At 52.0% G+C, this 2777-nt stretch carries 3 protein-coding genes and 3 tRNA genes; all 6 read left to right on the plus strand.

Annotation, left to right across the window (positions count from 1 at the left end):
* The first annotated feature begins 74 nt into the window (after nucleotides 1-74).
* The 6 genes from birA to ACM6IV_RS08815 all read left to right on the plus strand — a co-directional run bounded on the left by birA (nucleotide 75) and on the right by ACM6IV_RS08815 (nucleotide 2638).
* Complete coding sequence (birA, locus tag ACM6IV_RS08790; RefSeq protein WP_414869625.1) at nucleotides 75-1028, plus strand: bifunctional biotin--[acetyl-CoA-carboxylase] ligase/biotin operon repressor BirA; 954 nt, start codon at nucleotides 75-77, stop codon at nucleotides 1026-1028.
* Nucleotides 1018-1770 (plus strand): pantothenate kinase, encoded by a 753-nt coding sequence (locus ACM6IV_RS08795; RefSeq protein ID WP_414869626.1) that lies wholly within the window; start codon nucleotides 1018-1020, stop codon nucleotides 1768-1770. Before birA ends, ACM6IV_RS08795 begins: the two co-directional genes overlap by 11 nt.
* Nucleotides 1771-1777: 7 nt before the next feature.
* Nucleotides 1778-2209, plus strand: a complete 432-nt coding sequence (locus tag ACM6IV_RS08800) for a hypothetical protein (protein WP_414869627.1) — start codon at nucleotides 1778-1780, stop codon at nucleotides 2207-2209.
* A gap of 143 nt (nucleotides 2210-2352) precedes the next feature.
* Nucleotides 2353-2437, plus strand: a tRNA-Tyr gene (locus ACM6IV_RS08805).
* A gap of 25 nt (nucleotides 2438-2462) precedes the next feature.
* A tRNA-Gly gene (locus tag ACM6IV_RS08810) sits at nucleotides 2463-2536 on the plus strand.
* 26 nt (nucleotides 2537-2562) lie between these two features.
* Nucleotides 2563-2638: transfer RNA gene (locus ACM6IV_RS08815), tRNA-Thr, on the plus strand.
* Nucleotides 2639-2777: the final 139 nt, after the last annotated feature.

Raw genomic sequence — 2777 nt, forward strand, 5'->3', positions numbered from 1 at the left:
TGTATCTGCTTGATTTCTATGCAACGGCCCGGGGCATGGCTATTATTCGGGCCTCATTGTGAGGCGAGACCTGCATGCTGACGTTGTTGAACCTCCTGAAAGATGGTCGATTCCATTCTGGTCAGGATCTGGGGGCCGCCCTGGGAGTAAGTCGAAGCGCGGTGTGGAAGCAGCTTCAGCATCTTGAGGCTGAGCTTGGCTTGTCCATCCATAAGGTCCGGGGGCGCGGCTATCAATTGGCTGCGCCATTGACGCTGCTCGATTCTCGGGCAATTGCGGAAATGGCGCCAGGTTGGCCGGTAACCGTCCTGGACTCAATCGATTCGACAAATGCTGAGGCTTTGCGCGCGATCGGCCAAGGTAGTTTGGCGCCCTTTTTAGTGCTCGCGGAGCGTCAAGTCTCTGGGCGTGGGCGAAGAGGTCGCAAGTGGGTGAGTCCGTTCGCTAAAAATCTGTATTACAGCCTTGTCCTGCGTATTGATGGTGGAATGCGCCAGCTTGAGGGCTTGAGTCTTGTTGTGGGGTTGGCTGTTTTGCAGACGCTGCGAAATTTTGGAGTGTCGGGTACTGGATTGAAATGGCCCAACGATGTCTTGATAGGAAACAAGAAAATTGCAGGGATTCTCCTTGAGCTCGTTGGGGATCCGGCAGACGTTTGTCATGTAGTGCTAGGTATCGGGATCAACGTGAACATGGAGGTGGCAGATGAGGTGGGACAGCAATGGACTTCGATTCGGCTTGAGACGGGCAGAAGCGCTGATCGTAATGCCTTGGTGGCTGAGCTTAGTCAGCAGTTAAGTGTTTACATCCAGCGTCATCAGATGGAAGGTTTTTCGGCTCTTCAGGTGGAATGGGAGGCGAATCATTTGTGGCAAGATCGCTCTGTGTCACTGATTGCCGGCTCCAGTCATATAGATGGTGTAGTGCTTGGGATCGACAGTCAGGGTGCGCTGCGCCTGAGGGTGGATGGCGTGGAAAAAGTCTTTAGTGGTGGTGAGCTCAGCCTGAGGTTGCGTGATGATTCTTGAGCTCGACTGTGGGAACAGTTTTATTAAGTGGCGAGTATTGAAGGCTGCGGTCGGTGCTCCTTTTTCTGAAGGCGTTGTCGACTCTGACGTGGCGCTGCTTGACAATTTGAGAGTCCTTGATGGGCTTATGCTCCGTCAGTGCCGGCTAGTCAGTGTCAGGTCCCCGGAGGAGACTGAAGCATTAATCCATGCTATCGAGCGGGAATTTGGTATTTCGGTGCTGTGTGCGAAGCCTGCTCGTGAAATGTCTGGAGTCAAAAATGGTTATGAAGACTACGAGCGTCTAGGGCTTGATCGATGGCTGGCCATGCTTGGCGGGTTTCACCTCGCATCGGGCGGTGCTTGTCTGGTGCTTGATTTCGGTACGGCGGTCACTGCGGATTTTATTGCTGCAAATGGTGAGCATTTGGGTGGTTTTATTTGCCCCGGAATGCCGTTGATGCGAAATCAGTTACGTACGCATACCCGTAAGATTCGCTACGGAGATTTGGCGGCTGAGCGCGCACTTTCCAGCAGTGAACCTGGGCGGACCACCGTTGAAGCGGTGGAGCGCGGATGTTCTCTGATGTTGCGAGGTTTTGTGTTGATGCAGTTGGAAATGGCGCGCTCCTACTGGGGAGGCGACTTCACATTCTTTTTAACAGGGGGTGATGCTGAGCTGGTTGCGGATGTTGTGCCTGAGGCTCGAGTTGTTCCCGACTTGGTGTTTGTGGGGTTGGCTATGGCGTGTCCTTTTTCCTGAGGTTTGTATGCGTTGGTTGTTCCTCCTGCTTCTTGTTCTCAACGTTTTCTATTATGTCTGGCATCAGCAGGAGGCGCCTCTGCGGGCGAAGGATGTAACGCCTCTTAGTTTGTATCGAGGTTCCCAGCAAGACATTCGCTTGCTCAGCGAAATGACCAGTGACGTTAAAGAGGGGCGTGACGCTGGGCGCGAGGAGTGTCTGTTCCTGGGTGGGCTTTCTCGGCAGGAATCAATTACTGCTCTTCGCAAGCGTTTAGTGGAGATGGGCGTGGAGGCGCAATCTCTATCGAAGGATGCACCTGAGGCTGGCTTTTGGTTGTCTGTCGCGCCTCAGGGCCAGCGTTTGCTAGGGGATGCCCAGTTGCAAAACCTTTCCAAGGAATTCAATGAGTTAAAACATAAAATAATGCTGTGTGAGGGGGTTGCACCTGCTGAATAGTTTGCATAGAATAGCGCCCGCTCCACAGCGAAGACCTGAACAGGAATTCAAAGTGAAGTGATGTCAATGCAGCTAACCTCAGGTTTTTAAATGAGAAAATGCTTGACAGGGGTTTGGCATAGTATAGAATGCCGGCCTGATTAGGAGGGGTTCCCGAGCGGCCAAAGGGATCAGACTGTAAATCTGACGTCTACGACTTCGAAGGTTCGAATCCTTCTCCCTCCACCAGATTTTAGCGTGAGCTGCAGGCTCCGCGGGTATAGTTTAGTGGTAGAACCTCAGCCTTCCAAGCTGATGATGCGGGTTCGATTCCCGCTACCCGCTCCAAGTTTGCAGATTGTGCAAAGTGTTTTGCTCTTGTAGCTCAGTTGGTAGAGCACACCCTTGGTAAGGGTGAGGTCAGCGGTTCAAATCCGCTCAAGAGCTCCATATAACAAGGCAGATATGAAAATATCTGCCTTTGTTTTAATGGTTGATATTGTTTGTCTAATTTCTTCTGTTGAGGGTGATATCGATGGCTAAGGAAAAATTTGATCGTTCCCTGCCCCACGTCAACGTTGGGACCATT

This window comes from Pseudomonas sp. IT-347P, assembly GCF_949768005.1.
Taxonomy (GTDB): Bacteria; Pseudomonadota; Gammaproteobacteria; order Pseudomonadales; family Pseudomonadaceae; genus Aquipseudomonas.

What these genes read in the sequence shown, in the direction of transcription:
- birA (WP_414869625.1), top strand. Translation starts at nt 75, where the DNA reads ATGCTGACGTTGTTGAACCTCCTGAAAGATGGTCGATTCCATTCTGGT.
- ACM6IV_RS08795 (WP_414869626.1), top strand. Translation starts at nt 1,018, where the DNA reads ATGATTCTTGAGCTCGACTGTGGGAACAGTTTTATTAAGTGGCGAGTA.
- ACM6IV_RS08800 (WP_414869627.1), top strand. Translation starts at nt 1,778, where the DNA reads ATGCGTTGGTTGTTCCTCCTGCTTCTTGTTCTCAACGTTTTCTATTAT.